Origin of the sequence: Pandoraea norimbergensis, from assembly GCF_001465545.3 — a bacterium.
Classification (GTDB): Bacteria; Pseudomonadota; Gammaproteobacteria; order Burkholderiales; family Burkholderiaceae; genus Pandoraea; species Pandoraea norimbergensis.
Window position 1 is genome coordinate 6,069,861 of the sequence record NZ_CP013480.3, and the last position, 15,770, is coordinate 6,085,630.

Consider the following 15,770-nt stretch of genomic DNA (forward strand, 5'->3'; position numbering starts at 1 on the left):
GTCAACGTGCCTTAACCTGGCGCACGTGCTCTTCGAGCTCGGCGAACGACGGGCGCACCGTGGAGTACAGCACCTTGCGGCCGAACTCCACCGACAGGGCCGGGGCGTAGCCGTTCAGGCTCGCCAGCAGCGTGACCTTGATGCACTCGTAAAGCTTGACCGACTCGTTGATGCGGTGTTCGATCAGTTGGGCGAGCGGCGAAATGAAGCCGTACGCCAGCAAAATGCCGAGGAAGGTCCCCACGAGTGCCTGTGCGATCAGCGCACCGAGCACGGCCGGCGGCTGGTCGGCCGAGGCCATCGTGTGCACCACGCCCATCACGGCAGCCACAATGCCGAACGCCGGCATCGCGTCGCCGGTTTTTTGCAGGCAGTGGGCAGGCACTTCGCCTTCGTGACGGTACGTTTCGATTTCGTGATCCATCAGGTTCTCGATCTCGAACGCGTTCATGTTGCCGCTGACCATCAGGCGCAGATAGTCGGTCAGGAATTCCATGATGCGCGGCTCGTTCAGAATGCGCGGGTATTGCGAGAACACCGGGCTCGATGCCGGGTCTTCCACATCGCCTTCGATGGCGAGCATGCCGTCCTTACGCGCCTTGGCGAGCAGCACGTAGAGCAGCGCCATCAGCTCCATGTACAGCTCTTTGGTGTATTTCGAGCCCTTGAACAGCATCGGCAGCGCCTTCATCGTCGCCTTGATCGCCTTGCTGTTGTTGCCCACCACAAACGAGCCGACGCCCGCGCCACCGATGATCAGCAGCTCGGTCGGCTGAAACAGCGCGCCCAAGTGACCTCCGCCGATGACGAAACCGCCAAAGACCGAGGCAAGAACGATGATGTAACCAATGACGACAAGCACTGCCGGATACCTCTCGCAAAAATACGTCTACGGAAAAATGTCCTTCCTGTTCAGAGGGCTTAACGGCAGACAAGCAGGGAAACTGTAGGGGATGCGTCCTCGTGACGAATGTGCCGCTCAGGCAGCCAACGGAGAAATGTCCGTACCCCCGGGCCCGGGCACGCCCGCCGGGGCTTCGGCCTCGACCGGCGCCAGATCGGCGGCGTGTGCGTGTTTTGCTTTCCGCGTCTTACCGGCGCGCGACGGCGGCGCGCACAGGCCGCAGACGTACTGACCGTGAGGCTCGTGGGCGTGCGTGACGAAATGGCCGCCACAACGCGTGCACGGCGTCATTTGCAACATCTTGCTGTCGAAGAAACGGACCAGCGTCCATGCGCGGGTGAACCCGAGCACGGCTTCCCAGCCATGCAGCTCGACGTGCTCCAGGTACAGGCGATAGGCCTTGACGATGGCCTCGATGCCCTGGCAGCCGCCGTGGTGCACGAGATGGCGATAGATGTTGTGGAAAAGCGATGAGTGGATGTTTGGCAGCCAGGTCACGAACCAGTCGGTCGAGAACGGCAGCATGCCCTTGGGCGGCGAAGCCCCCTTGAGCTCTTTGTAGAGTTTGATGAGGCGATCCCGACTGAGGCTCGTTTCCGCTTCCAGCAATTGGAGGCGGGCGCCGAGTTCGATCAGTTCGATGGCCAACTGGATCTCGCGGGCCTCGAGAACGACGCTTTTGGTACGCATATGCAGGCTTCCTGGCAGGTGACGCGGCGCGCTACCCCCGGGTAGCGCGCGAATTACATCGCGTACTTAGCCGATCTGCTCGACGGGTTGCCCCGCGAGCAGAATCGATGCGTGCGACTGCTGCATACCCACGTCCTTCGCACCGTGCGTAAGGGTCGAAAGAATCACGTGGTCGTCAAAGCGAAATCGGCACAGAAGCTGGTTCGACCCCGCGAATTTGACAAGTTGAGCCAAGGTGAGACTGCCGAGCACGTCGGCAAGTTGGTCGCTGATGCCAAGGCGGAACATCGCCGCGGCACGGTCCTCGCGAATCAGGCGCTGAGCCAGTACGAGGTAGGAGAGATTCAACTCACGAATCTCATTCAGTGTTTCGCTGTTTCGCATGCGGCCCCCCGGCGCAATGGATGATCTTGCGGTACTACTCCGTTTTCCCTCGCATTGTGGATAAAGGCGAAAGATAAAGAAATCGGAGAAAAACTACATAGAAGGGCAAGAAAAGCGGAAGTTTTTTGTAGGAGTTTTTCCTACATGCGGGGCGCGAGCGGCCCCTGCGATGCATTCGGGGGGAATGATCGGTGTGAAAAGACGATGGCTTCACGCAAATGTCACGAAGCTGCGCTCTACTACTCGTCTGTATTTCGGCCGTTTTGCGCCGAACTTTAGCCGTCTTTGCAAAAAGATTTGGGGGGCTTTTGCGAAGCGGCTGGATCGTACTTTGCCGACCCGTTTCACGCCGGAACAGTGCAATTACAAAGTGTTACAGATGTAGTGACCTGTGCCGAATCTCAGGTTTGGAAGAAAACTTCGGGCAAAGTTCCCTAAATACGCCGACGTTCGAGGCGCCGGACTGACGCCCCTTAGACTTTTCCGGTCGCGGGCGGCAGCGCCGCCGGCGGACCGGCGCGGCGAATCAACAGCGTGTGCAGGCACCACGACAGCACGCCACACACCGCAATCACGGCCGCCATAGGCACCGCCGAGCGCGCGTGCAACATCCCCACCGCTGCCCCTGCGCTGGCTGCTGCGAGGAATTGCAACGCACCGAGCAATGCCGAGGCCGCGCCCGCCCGTTGGTGTTGGCGATTGAGCGCTTCGGCCACGGCGTTCGGCTGCGAAAAGCCCAGACTCGCCACGTAAGCGAACAGCGGCACCATCAACCCGGGCAGTCCACCAAGCTTCAGCGCCGCCACCGCCAACAGCACCAGCCCGAGAATAGCGACCAGATTGTTGGTACGGCGCAACACATCGGCCGGCCGGCGTTTGCGCAGCAGGTGCGCGTTGACCTGCGAGCCGAAGATGATGCCGCACGCGTTCAAACCGAACAGCCAGCCGTAGTGCGCCGGGTCGACGCCGTACAGATTGATGAAAACAAACGGCGAGCCCGTGATGTACGCGAACATGCCAGCCTGTGCCACACCGCCCGCCAGGGCGTTGCCCATGAACTCGCGGTCACGCACCAGCGCGCCGTAGTTGTGCCAGGCTGTGGCCAGCCAGTGGCGCGCCTGTTTGGCCGCGTGACGTGTCTCAGGCAGCCAGTAGACGGCCATCGCGAAGCAGATGACGCCGAATACCGTCAGGCCCCAGAAGATCCAGCGCCAGCCGACAAACATCAAGACCTGACCGCCGACGAGCGGCGCAAGAATCGGTGCCGCGCCCATGATCAGCGTCATGCGCGAGAGCACGCGGGCCACGGTATTCGTATCGAACAGGTCACGCGCCATCGCCCGGGCGATCACGAAGCAGGCGCAACCACCCACCGCCTGAATGAACCGGCAGACGATCAGCGTTTCGATGTTGGGGGCAAGTGCGCAACCGGCGGATGCGATGGTATAGAGCGCGAGCCCGGCATAGAGCGGGCGCTTGCGGCCGAAGCGGTCGGCCAGCGGGCCGTGTAGCAATTGTCCGAGTCCCAGCCCGATGAAGAACGAAGCGAGCGTGAACTGCGCTGCCGCATCCGTCGTATTCAATTCCCGCGCGATGCTTGGCAGCGCCGGCAGATACATGTCGATCGACAACGAGCCGATGGCAGACAGAATGCCGAGAACAAACACCGAGCGGAAATAGTGGGCTGACATGGCCGGGGCACCTAGGGTAATCCCGAATCATACGGCATTGTCCGTGTGCCCGTCGGCGGGGCGGCACGCGGATAACGCCAGATAGGCAAATGCCCGCTTTACTGGCGGGCATTTGCTGCGGGGATATCCATCGTTCCGTGTCCGCCGATCAGAGAAGAAATAGCTCGGCGGAAATCGATCGACACGGGCAGATCAGGCGGTCTTTTCTTCGCTCAATCCCAGCGATTCGACCATCTGCTCGCGCATGATGAATTTCTGCACTTTACCGGTCACCGTCATGGGCATGTCGTCGACGAAGCGGATATAGCGCGGCACCTTGTAGTGGGCGATTTGATCCTTGCAGAACTCACGGATGTCGTCTTCCGTGGCGCTCTGCCCCGGCTTCAGCACGATCCATGCACAGACCTCCTCGCCGTACTTCGCATCGGGGACGCCGAACACCTGCACCGCCTGAATCTTCGGATGGCGGAACAGGAATTCCTCGATCTCGCGCGGGTAGATGTTCTCGCCGCCTCGGATGAGCATGTCCTTCACGCGGCCGACGATGTTGCAGTAGCCGTCTTCATCGATCGTCGCAAGATCGCCCGTATGCATCCAGTCATCGCGAATCGCCTCGCGCGTGCGCGGTTCGTCATCCCAATAACCCAGCATCACGGAGTAACCCTTCGTGCACAGCTCGCCCTTCTCGCCCACAGGCACGATCTCGCCCGCCGCGTCGACCAGCTTCACTTCAAGGTGCGGCTGTACGCGGCCCACCGTGCTTGTGCGCTTTTCGAGCGGGTCGGTGGTCGTCGTCTGGAACGACACCGGACTCGTCTCCGTCATGCCGTAGGCGATCGTCACTTCGCTCATGTGCATCTGGCTGATCACGCGCTTCATCGTCTCGATCGGACACGGCGAGCCGGCCATGATGCCAGTGCGCAGTGAATCGAAGTGATAGTTGTCGAAGTCCGGATGGTCGAGCTGCGCAATGAACATCGTCGGCACGCCATGCAGCGCCGTACAGCTTTCTTCCGACACGGCGGCCATGGTGGCCTTCGGATCGAACGCCTCGCCCGGGAAGACCATCGTGGCGCCCGTCGAGACGCATGCCAATACCGCGAGCACCATGCCGAAGCAGTGATAGAACGGCACGGGGATGCACAGGCTGTCGTGCTCCGTGAACTTCATCGCCATCGCGATGAAGCGCCCGTTGTTGACGATGTTATGGTGCGTGAGCGTCGCACCCTTCGGGCTGCCCGTGGTGCCGCTCGTGAACTGTACGTTGATCGGGTCGTGACAGTCGAGGCCGTCGGAAATGCTGCGTAGCGTCTCGAGGCTCGCGTCGGCGCCCAGGGTCACGACGTCGCTGAAATTCATCATCCCCGGCGTGATGCCCGTGCCCATGCGGATGATCGTGGTGAGGGTGGGCAGCTTTGCTGACTTCAGCAGGCCCGGTTCGCTCTGCGCCAGCTCGGGCGCAAGCGTGTTCAGCATGTCGAGATAGCGCGACGACTTGAACGACTCGGCGGCCACCAGCGCCTTGCAGCCGACCTTGTTGATCGCGTACTCCAGCTCAGCGAGTCGGTAGGCCGGGTTGATGTTCACCAGCACCAGCCCCACGCGTGCGGTCGCGAATTGCGTGACGAGCCATTCGACGCGATTCGGCGACCAGATGCCGACCCGGTCGCCCTTCTTCAGTCCCAATGCCAGCAGACCGGCGGCAAAAGTGTCGACGTGTGCGATGAATTCGCGCCACGTCCAATCCACGCCTTGCTCTCGAAACACCACGGCCTGACGCTCAGGAAACGTCGAGGCCGTCTCGGCCAGCAGACCAAACACCGTGAGCGACGACAACGGCACCGTCGTGTCGCCCTTCACATACGACAACCCATTACGTGGGACTACGCCTGCACCTTCCCGGCTTTCCATGCTTTTGTCTCCTGATACTGAAGCAATGCTGAAATGGCGAAATGCTGTCGTGCCCGACGCTGCTATTGGCTGGTCTTTACAACAATAGCGCGTCACGCTGCGTTGACGTTTACGTTAACGTAATTCGCGTGACGTAACGAGTGGGGATGGCCCTGAGAGAATGCGGTGAATTGATGCGAGTCGCGACACGGTGATGTCACACCGGTCGTAGCGGCCATGTGGTGGCACGTGATAGCACGTGAAGCGTGCGTTGGAAAAAACAAAAGCTCCACGCACTTTCATGCATGGAGCTTTCTGCATCGCTCGCAACACCGGCGTTGCGGCCGGTACTACGACAACGCCAATTTACAGCTTTGCCTTGCGCAGCTTGCTGATCGCAGCGAGTTGGGCGATGGCTTCAGCCAATTCGGCCTGGGCTTTCGCGTACTCGATGTTCGAATCCTTGTTCGCAAGCGCTTCTTCCGCGCGACGCTTGGCATCGGCAGCTTTTGCCTCGTCCAGGTCCTTGCCGCGGATAGCGGTGTCGGCGAGCACGGTCACCGTGCCCGGTTGCACTTCGAGAATGCCGCCGGCCACGAAGACGAAATCTTCGTTACCTGCTTCGTCCTCGATGCGCACGGCACCCGGCTTGATGCGCGTGATCAGCGGCGTGTGACCGGGCAAAATGCCCAGCTCGCCGGCTTCGCCCGGCAGCGCCACAAAGCGCGCACGACCCGAGAAGATCTGCTCTTCTGCGCTGACGACGTCTACGTGAATGGTTGCCATAATCGCTCCCGTTGAGTGTGATGAAGCGGCAGAGGCACTGAGCGCGGTCGTTACCGCCCTCGCCCCGCTACCCCGCCGTTCGACAGTCACCTGCCGGTGCAGCGCAAGTCTCGCGAGAGACTTCCGCCGTCACCCGGCACTCAACCGTTTACTGCATCTTCTTGGCTTTTTCGAACGCTTCGTCGATCGTGCCGACCATGTAGAACGCCTGCTCGGGCAGGTGGTCGCATTCGCCGTCGACGATCATCTTGAAGCCGCGGATCGTTTCCTTGAGCGGAACGTACTTGCCCGGCGAACCCGTGAACACTTCTGCCACGTGGAACGGCTGCGACAGGAAACGCTGGATCTTACGAGCGCGTGCCACTGCCAGCTTGTCGTCCGGCGACAGTTCGTCCATGCCCAGAATCGCGATAATGTCGCGCAATTCCTTGTAGCGCTGGAGCGTCGACTGCACACGACGGGTGACCGTGTAGTGCTCTTCGCCAATCACGTTCGGGTCGATCTGACGCGAGGTCGAGTCGAGCGGATCGACTGCCGGGTAGATACCCAGCGAGGCGATGTCACGCGACAGCACGACGGTGGCGTCCAAGTGGCCGAAGGTGGTTGCCGGCGACGGGTCGGTCAAGTCATCGGCTGGCACGTACACGGCTTGCACCGACGTGATCGAGCCCTTCTTGGTCGACGTAATACGCTCTTGCAGCTTACCCATTTCTTCAGCCAGCGTCGGCTGATAGCCCACTGCCGACGGCATACGGCCGAGCAGTGCGGACACTTCGGTACCGGCCAGCGTGAAACGGTAGATGTTGTCCACGAAGAACAGCACGTCGAGACCTTCGTCACGGAAGTGCTCGGCCATCGTCAGACCGGTCAGCGCGACGCGCAGACGGTTGCCCGGCGGCTCGTTCATCTGGCCGTACACCAGCGCGACCTTGTCCAGAACGTTCGAGTCCTTCATTTCGTGGTAGAAGTCGTTCCCTTCACGGGTACGCTCGCCCACGCCGGCAAACACCGAATAACCGCCGTGTTCCTTGGCGATGTTATTGATGAGTTCCATCATGTTCACGGTCTTGCCCACACCGGCGCCACCGAACAGACCCACCTTGCCGCCCTTGGCGAACGGGCAGATCAAATCGATAACCTTAATGCCGGTTTCGAGCAGTTCCGTCGACGGCGACAGCTCGTCGAATGCCGGAGCCTTCTGGTGGATCGAGCGCGTGTGATCGCGTGCAATCGGACCGGCTTCGTCGATCGGACGGCCAAGCACGTCCATGATGCGACCCAGCGTCGGCTTACCGACCGGCACAGTGATCGGCAGACCGCTGTTCTTCACCATCATGCCGCGGCGCAGGCCTTCGGCAGAACCCAGACAGATGGTACGAACCACGCCGTCGCCCAGCTGCTGCTGAACTTCGAGCGTCAGTTCCGAACCGTCCATAATGAGCGCGTCGTAGATCTTCGGCATGCTATCGCGCGGGAACTCCACGTCGATCACGGCGCCGATGCACTGTACGATTTTGCCTTCAATCAAAGCAGTACTCATCGCTTTTCCTTTAGATACTCAAATTCATTTCGCCTTGCGGCGCATCGGCCCGTGCCACCGCTTAAACAGCGGCAGCGCCACCCACGATTTCGGACAGTTCCTTCGTAATCGATGCTTGACGGCCCTTGTTGTAGACCATCTGCAATTCACCGATCACGGTCTTCGCGTTGTCCGATGCGGCCTTCATGGCCACCATACGGGCGGACTGCTCCGACGCCATGTTCTCTGCGACTGCCTGATACACGACCGCTTCGACGTAACGCACCAGCAGGGCATCCACTACCGACTTTGCGTCCGGTTCGTAGATGTAGTCCCACGAATGCGTTGCCGGCACTGCGCTCGCGTCTTCCGATTGGCCTTCGAACTTCTCGGGCAGCGGCAGCAGTTGTTCGACCACGGTTTCCTGCTTCATCGTGTTGACGAAGCGGTTGTAGGCCAGATACACGGCGTCGAGCTTGCCTTCGGCATACGCGTCGAGCTGCACCTTCACGGCGCCGATCAACTTGTCGAGGTGCGGGGTGTCGCCCAGTTGCACCACGTGCGACACAACCTTCGCGCCGATACGGTTCAGGAAACCGAAGCCCTTGCCGCCAATGGCGGTGGCTTCAATCTTCAGACCTTGCGCTTCGATCGCCTTCAGCTTGGTCACCACGGCACGCAGCACGTTGGTGTTCAAGCCGCCGCACAGACCCTTGTCCGTCGTCACCACGATGATGCCGGCCGCTTTCGCGTCAGCATGCTTCACCATGAACGGGTGGTGGTATTCCGGATTCGCCTGGCCCATATGCGCAGCGATCTGGCGTACCTTCTCAGCGTACGGCCGGGCATGGCGCATGCGTTCCTGCGCCTTGCGCATCTTCGACGCGGCCACCATTTCCATGGCCTTGGTGATCTTGCGCGTGTTTTGCACGCTCTTGATCTTGCCGCGAATTTCCTTCATTCCAGCCATTGCTTACTCCTTGTCTCGGCGCGACGTCCGCTCTTGCCTGAACATCGCGCCTTCCCGGGTCCGTTGAATAGTTACCGATTCAACCGGATTAGTAAGCGCCGGTCTTCTTGAAGTCCTTGATCGCAGCGTGCAGGGCAGCATCGTCGTCCTTCGAGAGATCTTTGGTCTCTTCGATACGGCCGATCAGCGCAGCGTGGCTGGTCTTCAGAACTTCGCGCAGACCCTTTTCGAACGGCAGGACCTGAGCGATTTCGAGATCGTCCAGATAACCGTTGTTGGCGGCGAACAGCGACACGGCCAGTTCCCACACTTGCAGCGGCTGATACTGCGGCTGCTTGAGCAGTTCCGTCACGCGGCGGCCGCGCTCGAGTTGCTTGCGGGTGGCTTCGTCCAGATCCGAAGCGAACTGCGCGAACGCAGCCAGCTCACGGTACTGAGCCAAGTCGGTACGGATACCGCCCGACAGCTTCTTGATGACCTTGGTCTGGGCAGCACCACCGACGCGCGACACCGAAATACCGGCGTTAATTGCCGGACGGATACCTGCGTTGAAGAGGTCGGTTTCCAGGAAGATCTGGCCGTCGGTAATCGAAATCACGTTCGTCGGAACGAACGCGGTCACGTCACCGGCTTGCGTTTCAATGATCGGCAGTGCGGTCAGCGAGCCGCTTTGGCCCTTGATCGCGCCGTTCGTGAACTTCTCGACGTACTCTTCCGAGACGCGAGCGGCACGCTCGAGCAGACGCGAGTGCAGATAGAACACGTCACCCGGGTAAGCTTCACGGCCCGGCGGGCGGCGCAGCAGCAGCGAGATCTGACGGTACGCCCAAGCTTGCTTGGTCAAGTCGTCATAAATGATCAGCGCGTCTTCGCCGCGGTCGCGGAAGTATTCGCCCATCGTGCAACCGGCGTACGGTGCGATGAACTGCATGGCGGCCGAGTCCGAAGCGGTAGCGGTCACGATGATGGTGTATTCCATCGCGCCCATTTCTTCGAGCTTGCGCACCACGTTCATGATCGACGAAGCCTTCTGGCCGATCGCGACGTAGACGCAGGTCACGCCCTTGCCCTTTTGCGAAATGATCGTGTCGATGGCCACAGCGGTCTTACCCGTCTGACGGTCACCAATGATCAGCTCGCGCTGGCCACGGCCGATCGGCACCATGGCGTCGATAGCCTTGGTACCCGTTTGCAGCGGCTGCGACACCGACTTACGCCAAATCACGCCCGGGGCAATCTTTTCGATTGCGTCGGTCATCTTGGCGTTGATCGGGCCCTTGCCGTCGATAGGCACGCCCAGCGCGTCAACGACGCGGCCTTTCAGTTCCGGACCAACCGGCACTTCCAGAATGCGGCCCGTGCACTTGACGGTGTCGCCTTCCGAGATGTGCTCGTATTCACCCAGAATCACGGCGCCGACAGAGTCGCGCTCGAGGTTCAGTGCCAGACCGAAGGTGTTGCCCGGGAATTCGAGCATTTCACCTTGCATCACGTCCGACAGGCCATGAATGCGGCAGATACCGTCAGTCACCGAAATCACGGTGCCTTCGTTACGGACTTCGGCGCCGCTCTCGAGACCTTGAATCCGGCTCTTGATCAGTTCGCTGATTTCAGAGGGATTGAGTTGCATATGTGCTCCTGATATTCAATTCTTGCCGTCGCAGGCGATTCGCGCCGGCCGTCAGGCCGTCAGCGACGTCCGCATGGCCGCCAGGCGGGCGCGCACCGAAGTGTCCAGCACCTCGTCGCCAACCACCACACGCACGCCACCGATCAGCGACGGGTCTACCGTCACGCTCGGGTTGAGCTTGCGGCCGAACTTGTGCTCGAGGCCCTTGACCAGCGAGGTCAGTTGCTCACCGTCGAGCGGGAAGGCGCTTTCGATCGTGGCATCCGCCGAACCGGCGGCGGCGTTCTTCAACGCCTCGAACTGCTCGGCGACTTCCGTCATGGCAGCCAGGCGACCGTTTTCGACCACAGCGGCGACGAAGTTACGCACTTCAGCGTCGGTCGATTTCACGGCAGCCGTCAGCACGTCGACGACTTGCGCCGGCGTTACCTTGGGATCGTCGGCCAGATTAGCCACTTCGGGAAGCGCTGCCACTTGCGCCAGTTCGCGCACCAGCTCCGACCAGCGATTCAGATCACCGGCCTTGGCCACGCGGAACAACGCCTCAGCGTACGGACGAGCGATGGTTGCGAGTTCGGCCATGATCAGAGCTCTGCCTTGAGTTGGTTCAGCAGGTCAGCATGGGCCTTGGCGTCAACTTCACGCTTCAGGATCTGCTCGGCGCCCTTGACTGCCAGACCGGCAACGTCTTCGCGCAGCGATTCACGGACCTTGACGGCCTGGTTCTCGGCTTCAGCTTTGGCGTTGGCGATGATACGGGCGGCTTCGGCTTGAGCCTGCTGCTTGATCTCTTCGGCCACGGCTTGCGCGCGCTTTTCAGCGTCGGCAATACGCTTCGCGCCTTCGTCACGGGCTTCCGTGAGGGCTTGCGTGGAGCGCTTGTTGGCGGCTTCGAGTTCGGCTTTGCCCTTATCGGCAGCAGCCAGACCGTCAGCGATTTTCTTCGCGCGTTCGTCGATAGCCTTGATCAGCGGCGGCCACACGAACTTCATCGTGAACCATGCCAGGATCAGAAACACGACGGTTTGCGCGAACAGAGTTGCGTTGATGTTCACGGTGTTCCCTTTCGGTGTTGCGAGTCGATTGGCAAAACAGCGCGCCCCATTGTGCCTGCTGGCTTGGGCGCGCCGTTCATGTCCAGGTCGCGCGGATCAGTGCGCGACCATCCGAAAGAAACTTAAGCGAGCTTCGACAGCAGCGGGTTCGCGAATGCGAACAGCATGGCAACGCCCACGCCGATCAGGAATGCGGCGTCGATCAGGCCAGCCAGCAGGAACATCTTCGTTTGCAGCGGGTTCATCAGTTCCGGCTGACGTGCGCATGCTTCGATGTACTTACCGCCCATCAACGCGATACCCAGACAGGCGCCGATGGCACCCAGACCGATGATGATACCGATACCGATGGCGGTCAGACCCTGGATGTTAGCGATGAAAGCTTGCATGATTACTCCTATTGGTTAGAGACTTGAAACTTTAAATTTGAAAAACCGAAAAACCGGGAAACACGTAACAACCGCAACAACCGATCAGTGATGGTCGTGCGCCTGGCCGATATACACCAGCGTGAGCATCATCATGATGAACGCCTGGAGCAACACGATCAGGATGTGGAAAATCGCCCATGCGGTGCCGGCGATGATATGACCGACAAAACCCAGCACCGACGCATCTGCGCCAAAACTCCAGATACCGCCCAACAGCGCGATCAGCAGGAACACCAGTTCGCCGGCGTACATATTGCCGAACAGTCGCATACCGAGCGACACGGTCTTGGCACAGAATTCGATCAGGTTGAGCAGCAGGTTCGGGATCCACAGCAGAAAGTGGTTGCCGAACGGTGCCGTGAACAGCTCATGCATGAAACCGCCCGCGCCCTTGATCTTGAAGCTGTAGTACAGCATCAGAATCAGCACGCCAACGGCGATACCGAGCGTGCCGTTCAAATCGGCCGTCGGGACAATACGATGGTGGGTAATGATCGAGCCGAGGCCGACCCAGCCGATGACCTTCGACGGCAGGTCGACGGGCAACAGGTCCAGCGAGTTCATGAGCGCGACCCAGACAAACACGGTCAGCGCGAGCGGAGCGATGAAGGCACGATTGCCGTGCACGATGCTCTTCGACTGGTCTTCGACCATCTCGACGAGCATTTCGACCGCAGCCTGGAAACGGCCCGGCACGCCCGAGGTGGCTTTACGAGCGGCCAACCAAAGCACGAAGCAGCCCAGCGCGCCCATCGCGATCGACCAGAACATGGTGTCCCAATTGATGATCGAGAAGTCGACGATCTTCGTCTGCGTCGAGCTCGCGAGGTTTTGCAGGTGGTGCGAAATGTACTCCGACGGGTTCGGAGCGTGGCTACCGGCTTCTACTGACATAGCGATCAAACACCCAATTATGAAAATCCGCACACGGCAGCGCGCGACGCGTGAGCGGAATTGACCGCTACTTGAATGCCATCGCCAGCCAATAGGCCTTCAGCGTCAGCACGAAGGTGACCAGCAACGCTACCCAGTGAACTCCCGGGTAACCGAACGCTATGGCCACCAACAACGCAATCGTCGTTGCTACCTTGACCGCTTCTCCCGCCACTAACGAACCGACGGAGAGGCGATCACCTGAAATTCTTAGCCGCAGCGCAAACAATGCGCCCGGCACCCAACCCATCATTCCGCCCAGCCATGCAGACACCGCAGCCTCTTGGGGCGATGCCGAGAGTACCCACCAAGCCAGTGTCGCCGCGAGCGACAACAGTACCTGGGCACCCACCACTCTGAATGGAGTCACACGGGATGCGCGCCCCACATTGGGACCGAACAGGCGCTCGGCCTGCGCACGCGTGAGCGGAACGATTGTTTCTTGCTCCTGCTCGTCGTCCCAAACATCATCTGTTGCATGCGCCGGCGCTTGCGGTTTCGGTTCCAAGTTCGACCGTATTTCATCGGCCATCTCGTACCTCCCCGCCCGACTCGTGCAAAACGAATGGGCTCTTCAAGCAGTTAAACCCGCGAGATTTTACGGGAGATTACGAACGCCAGTCAATTGAAACACGCAACAAATTCGCCGAAACTGTGCAGTGCATGCTTCGATTTGGCGCCAACTCTCACGGAGTGCGCATTCTCGCATGGTGCAGCGCGGCATTCGTCCGGAAGGCCGCGCAATCACGACATCTGCGCCGCTTTGAGGGCATGATCAGACCCATTTCAGGGCAGCGAACCCTAGCCCCAGTGCCACCAGGTAAAACGGTATCGAAATCCAGTGAAAGTGCCACCAGATTTTGCTCGATTTCGCCATGCGCAATGCAATTAGGTTGGCTAACGACCCGATCGCCAGGCCAAAGCCCCCGACAGCAACGCCGTGAGCGAGTGCGGGCCAGTTTTGCGTGTACTCCGCGAGCAAAATCGCTGCGGGCACATTACTGATGAATTGTGACAACACGGCGCCGCCCAGATACGCCGTCAGGGTGCCCGAGAAGTCCACGTGCCCCAGTAGCGTGCGCACTTCCGGCATCTCGGCCACGCCGCGCAACACCACGAACATCAGCACGAAGATCGTCAGCAGCAACCAGTCGATGCCAAGCACCGCACTCCGCCGCGCCAGCAACAGCACCACCGCGACCCCGGCACACGCCCAGCCGGCGAGACCGTGATCGGCCAGCGCCACGAATGCCACGAACAATACGAGTGCAGTCCACAACAGCGGCCAGCGCACTTCGTGCGATGGCCCCCGTCGCTGAAAATGCAGGGCCCGCGAGTCGAATGCGAACGCACAGACGGCCAGCAGAAGCGCCATGAGCGCCACGGTGATCGGCGTCATCATGGCGACGTACCCACCGAAGCCCATCCCGCTGTGCTGCCACAGGAAGAGGTTCTGAGGGTTACCCAGCGGCGTGAGACTCGACCCGGCGTTGACCGCCAGTGCGAGGAAGATGATCAGCCGCTCGATGCGCACCGGCGCAATGCGAGCGAGCGACAACGCCAGCGGCACGACCGCGAACAACGCGACATCGTTAGTAAGCAGCGTGGACAACGCCGCCGCAAAACCCACCATCAACAACGCAAGGCGTCGCTCAGTGCAAAACCATCGCAACAATCGTTGCGCAAGCCAATCGAGGAAGCCGCTCTGGTCGATGGCCCGCGTAAGCATCAGCAGGCCGGCGAGCGTGAGGATGGTGTGCTGATCGATGCGCGCAAACAACGCGCCAACACTTGCGGGTCGAAATATCTGTAGCGCGATAAACGCGATCAGCAAAATCACGAGGACGCGATCGCTACGCACCCGTTCGAACAACGTGCCCAACGCACCCAATGTGCGCTTCATCAGCGTCAACCGTGCGGGTGCCGTCTGATGCTGCGCGTCATCGGTCATGTGTGGATATTCAGATAATCAGGACACCGACATTATTCGTCACGAATGCGCGCGAGAATGCCGTCGAGCGCATCGAGGCTGCCGAACTCGATGGTGAGCGCACCGGCGCCCTTGCGGCCGACCTTGATCTTCACGTTCGAGGCGAGCAGATCCGACAATTCTTCTTCGAGACGCGTCACATCGCGACCGCCCTCTTCCGCCGAACGGCGACGAATGCCATCGCCTTGCGGCTTGAGCGACGCGTTGACAATGCGCTCGGTGTCGCGCACCGACAGTCGCTTGTTCACCACTTGATTGGCGAGCGTAATCTGCGTGGCCGCATCGACGGAGAGCAACGCACGCGCGTGCCCCATATCAAGATCGCCTGCGAGCAGCATCGTCTGCACCGGTTGCGCGAGGTTGAGCAGGCGCAGCAGATTCGACACAGCACTTCGCGAACGGCCGAGCGATTCAGCGGCCTGTTCATGCGTGTAATTGAATTCACCGAGCAGGCGTTGAATGCCCTGCGCTTCTTCCAGCGGATTCAGATCTTCGCGCTGAATGTTCTCGATGAGCGCCATCGCGGCAGCGGCTTCATCGGGCACATCGCGCACGAGCACAGGCACTTCCGACAGACCGGCCATGCGGGCGGCACGGAAGCGCCGTTCGCCAGCAATAATTTCGTACTTCTCACCATCGACACGGCGCACGAGAATCGGCTGCATCAGCCCTTGCGCGCGAATGCTCGCGGCGAGCTCCTGCAATGCGCCTTCATCCATGCGCGTACGCGGCTGGTACTTGCCCGCCTGCAAGCGGTCGAGCGCCATCACCGACGGTGCCCCTTCGGCCGAGGCTTCGTCTGCGCCGTTATGGTTATCGGCGTGTGCGCCGAGCAGCGCTTCGAGGCCGCGGCCCAGGCCCTTCTTTTTGAGTGCGTTGGTCTTGGTCGCCATGACA

General features: G+C 60.6%; 16 protein-coding genes. All 16 read right to left on the bottom strand.

What is annotated here, in order from left to right; all coding sequences use genetic code 11:
- Nucleotide 1: 1 nt before the first annotated feature.
- The 16 genes from motA to AT302_RS26760 all read right to left on the bottom strand — a co-directional run bounded on the left by motA (nucleotide 2) and on the right by AT302_RS26760 (nucleotide 15,766).
- A complete protein-coding gene (motA, locus tag AT302_RS26685) occupies nucleotides 2-862 on the bottom strand; it encodes a flagellar motor stator protein MotA (RefSeq protein WP_058376576.1) in 861 nt (286 codons plus the stop codon).
- Between the two features lie 117 nt (nucleotides 863-979).
- The gene (gene flhC, locus AT302_RS26690; protein ID WP_058376577.1) at nucleotides 980-1,594 is read right to left on the bottom strand and encodes a flagellar transcriptional regulator FlhC; all 615 of its coding nucleotides are present in this window, start codon (nucleotides 1,592-1,594) and stop codon (nucleotides 980-982) included.
- Between the two features lie 66 nt (nucleotides 1,595-1,660).
- On the bottom strand, nucleotides 1,661-1,978 hold the full coding sequence (gene flhD / locus AT302_RS26695) for a flagellar transcriptional regulator FlhD (RefSeq protein WP_010807753.1): 318 nt from the start codon (nucleotides 1,976-1,978) through the stop codon (nucleotides 1,661-1,663).
- A 473-nt stretch (nucleotides 1,979-2,451) separates the two neighbouring features.
- Nucleotides 2,452-3,669: a Bcr/CflA family multidrug efflux MFS transporter gene (locus AT302_RS26700; protein ID WP_058376578.1), complete on the bottom strand. Its 1,218-nt coding sequence runs from the start codon at nucleotides 3,667-3,669 to the stop codon at nucleotides 2,452-2,454.
- A gap of 192 nt (nucleotides 3,670-3,861) precedes the next feature.
- Nucleotides 3,862-5,580, bottom strand: coding sequence for an AMP-binding protein (locus tag AT302_RS26705; RefSeq protein WP_058376579.1), 1,719 nt, complete (start codon nucleotides 5,578-5,580; stop codon nucleotides 3,862-3,864).
- Between the two features lie 345 nt (nucleotides 5,581-5,925).
- Nucleotides 5,926-6,345 carry a F0F1 ATP synthase subunit epsilon gene (locus AT302_RS26710; protein WP_058376580.1) on the bottom strand — a complete coding sequence of 140 codons (420 nt, stop codon included), beginning with the start codon at nucleotides 6,343-6,345 and terminating at the stop codon, nucleotides 5,926-5,928.
- A gap of 148 nt (nucleotides 6,346-6,493) precedes the next feature.
- Nucleotides 6,494-7,885 (bottom strand): F0F1 ATP synthase subunit beta, encoded by a 1,392-nt coding sequence (atpD, locus tag AT302_RS26715; RefSeq protein WP_058376581.1) that lies wholly within the window; start codon nucleotides 7,883-7,885, stop codon nucleotides 6,494-6,496.
- A gap of 61 nt (nucleotides 7,886-7,946) precedes the next feature.
- A complete protein-coding gene (gene atpG, locus AT302_RS26720) occupies nucleotides 7,947-8,834 on the bottom strand; it encodes a F0F1 ATP synthase subunit gamma (RefSeq protein ID WP_058376582.1) in 888 nt (295 codons plus the stop codon).
- Between the two features lie 88 nt (nucleotides 8,835-8,922).
- Nucleotides 8,923-10,464, bottom strand: a complete 1,542-nt coding sequence (atpA, locus tag AT302_RS26725) for a F0F1 ATP synthase subunit alpha (protein ID WP_058376583.1) — start codon at nucleotides 10,462-10,464, stop codon at nucleotides 8,923-8,925.
- A 51-nt stretch (nucleotides 10,465-10,515) separates the two neighbouring features.
- The gene (locus AT302_RS26730) at nucleotides 10,516-11,046 is read right to left on the bottom strand and encodes a F0F1 ATP synthase subunit delta (RefSeq protein WP_058376584.1); all 531 of its coding nucleotides are present in this window, start codon (nucleotides 11,044-11,046) and stop codon (nucleotides 10,516-10,518) included.
- A 2-nt stretch (nucleotides 11,047-11,048) separates the two neighbouring features.
- Entirely contained in the window at nucleotides 11,049-11,519 is a 471-nt protein-coding gene (locus AT302_RS26735) for a F0F1 ATP synthase subunit B (protein WP_058376585.1), read from the bottom strand.
- A 122-nt stretch (nucleotides 11,520-11,641) separates the two neighbouring features.
- Nucleotides 11,642-11,908 carry a F0F1 ATP synthase subunit C gene (atpE, locus tag AT302_RS26740; protein ID WP_010807762.1) on the bottom strand — a complete coding sequence of 89 codons (267 nt, stop codon included), beginning with the start codon at nucleotides 11,906-11,908 and terminating at the stop codon, nucleotides 11,642-11,644.
- An 84-nt stretch (nucleotides 11,909-11,992) separates the two neighbouring features.
- On the bottom strand, nucleotides 11,993-12,844 hold the full coding sequence (gene atpB, locus AT302_RS26745; RefSeq protein WP_058376586.1) for a F0F1 ATP synthase subunit A: 852 nt from the start codon (nucleotides 12,842-12,844) through the stop codon (nucleotides 11,993-11,995).
- Nucleotides 12,845-12,911: 67 nt separating this feature from the next.
- On the bottom strand, nucleotides 12,912-13,415 hold the full coding sequence (locus AT302_RS26750) for an ATP synthase subunit I (protein WP_058376587.1): 504 nt from the start codon (nucleotides 13,413-13,415) through the stop codon (nucleotides 12,912-12,914).
- 243 nt (nucleotides 13,416-13,658) lie between these two features.
- Nucleotides 13,659-14,786, bottom strand: coding sequence for an SLC13 family permease (locus tag AT302_RS26755; protein ID WP_058379976.1), 1,128 nt, complete (start codon nucleotides 14,784-14,786; stop codon nucleotides 13,659-13,661).
- An 80-nt stretch (nucleotides 14,787-14,866) separates the two neighbouring features.
- A complete protein-coding gene (locus AT302_RS26760) occupies nucleotides 14,867-15,766 on the bottom strand; it encodes a ParB/RepB/Spo0J family partition protein (RefSeq protein WP_058376588.1) in 900 nt (299 codons plus the stop codon).
- Nucleotides 15,767-15,770 lie beyond the last annotated feature (4 nt).